Origin of the sequence: Streptomyces sp. UNOC14_S4, assembly GCF_020740835.1 — a bacterium.
In the GTDB taxonomy this organism is placed as follows: domain Bacteria; phylum Actinomycetota; class Actinomycetes; order Streptomycetales; family Streptomycetaceae; genus Streptomyces.
In genome coordinates, this window is the sequence record NZ_JAINFC010000841.1 from 1 (window position 1) to 1,959 (window position 1,959).

The window sequence follows — 1,959 nt, forward strand, 5'->3', positions numbered from 1 at the left end:
GGGTGGTCAGCGGGGAGGTCATGGGGCGAGCGTAGGGGCGATCCAGGTCGGTTTCCGTCCTCTATGTTCCGTCTTCTGCGGCCGCGGGGTCCTCTGCGGCCGCCGGGGTCTTCCGCGGCTGCCGATGCGCCTGTCACCGGGTCAGGCGGGCCTGGGAAGGATCATGGAAATCTTCAGGTAAGATTGCTTCCGCAACGCCGACCGGGCGGCCGAATTCGGGTCACCGGGACGCCAAGCGCTCGTAGCTTAACGGATAGAGCACTTGACTACGGATCAAGAGGTTGCAGGTTCGAATCCTGCCGAGCGCACCACCTCCTTCGGGAGTCCCACGGGAGCCGGGCATCGCCGGCTCCCGTTTTTCGTTGTCGGCCTCGCCCTCGCTCCGTCCGGCCCCGCTCTCACTTCCCGCGCGACGTGAAGGCCGCGTCGGCTATGCGCAGGATGTACGGCAGCTCGCTGGAGCGCGGCGGGCTGGTGTAGTTCAGGGAGTAGACGACCCGGCGCGAGAGATCGGGCGTCGCAAGGACGGCGTTGACGTAGCCCGGCTCGGAGCCCGTCTTGCCCCAGACGACCGTGCCGTCCTTCAGCTCGGTGCGCATCAGGCCGATGGCGCTGAAGCAGGGGACGCCCTGGTTCGTGGGATCGGTGAGGCTCGCGCAGTGCTTGTTGCGGTTGTTGACCACCTTCTTCGGGTCGGGCAGCTCGAACAGCAGCTTCTGCTGAGACGGCGGCAGGAGCTTGCCCCGGAAGAGCGCGCTGATGAAGCGGTCCAGGTCGGCCGCCGTGGAGATCATGCCGCCCTCCGCCCAGGCGTACGGGCTTTGCTCGGTGACGTCGACCAGCTCGCCCTTGACCGTGCGGTAGCCGTGCGCGTGCGGTTCGGGCAGGGAGAAGTCGTCCGCGTCGGGGACGTACGTCCGGCCCAGGCCGAGCGGGCGGGTGATGCGGGAGCGGACCTCCTCGGCGAACGTCCGGCCCGTGACCCGCTCGATGACCAGGCCCGCCACGTGGGTGTTGACGCCGTTGTACTGCTGGGCCGTGCCCGGGGTGAAGGTGGGCTTCTTCCCGGCGGTCGCGAGCTTCACGACCTCCGCGGGCGTCCAGGAGCGGAAGCGGTTGTCCACGTACCACTGGTCGGGGTCCTCGGCGTTCGCCCCGGTCATCTCCGGTGAGGCGCCCGGCAGGCCGCTCGTGTGGTTGAGGAGCTGCCCCACCTTCACGTCCTGGTACTCCTCGGACAGCAGACCCGGCAGATAGCGCCGGACCGGCGCGTCCAGGTCCACCTTGTGCTCGGCCACGAGCTGGAGCATCACCGTGCCGGTGAAGAGCTTGCTGATGCTGCCGATACGGAAGGAGGAGTCGGAGCGCACCGGCGCGCCCGTGTCCTTGTCGGCGGTTCCGGCAGTGCCCCACCAGTGGCCGTCCGAGCCCGCGACCCGGACGAGCGCGCCCGTCACCTCGGCGTTGGGGACGCCGTCCAGCGACCGGCGCAGGGCCTCGGTGTCGAGGCGGTGGGGCGCGGCGCTCGCCGGGGCCGCGGCGCCGAACGTGGCGGCCACGAGCAGACCGGCTGTCGCCGCCAGCAGCCCGCGGCGGCGGCCCTTGCCGACGGGGCGCGCGGGCGGGCGGCCGTCGCCCACCCGCAGACGGACCGTCCGCGTCGCCGCCGCTCTCTCTGCCGCCCGCGCCGTCGGCTTCTCCGCCTGCTTTTCCGTTGCAATCCTCATGACCTGCTTCCCCCGTGTTCCTGCCGTGTTCCTGGCGTGTCCTGCTGTGTCCCCGCGCCGGTCCTCGCCGTGCCGCGCCCTGCACCGACGAGTCTTCCCGCCCGCGGTCACCAGGCCATCCGGGCTTCCCCCGAGCCGTCCCCCAACTCCCCCCGGACCGTCTCAGGGATCACCCTGAGAGCCGTCCCCCGGGGGGGCGGCTCTCAGGGTGATCCCTGAGACGGTCCGGGGG

At 71.0% G+C, this 1,959-nt stretch carries 1 protein-coding gene and 1 tRNA gene; one reads left to right on the forward strand and one right to left on the reverse strand.

All coding sequences use genetic code 11. The features are described 5' to 3' along the window. Positions 1-235 precede the first annotated feature (235 nt). Positions 236-311 (forward strand) — tRNA-Arg (locus tag K6I34_RS36330). Between the two features lie 87 nt (positions 312-398). On the opposite strand, the gene K6I34_RS36335 is transcribed toward K6I34_RS36330, so the two are convergent. Beyond that, entirely contained in the window at positions 399-1,727 is a 1,329-nt protein-coding gene (locus K6I34_RS36335) for a serine hydrolase (protein ID WP_229332292.1), read from the reverse strand. Positions 1,728-1,959: the final 232 nt, after the last annotated feature.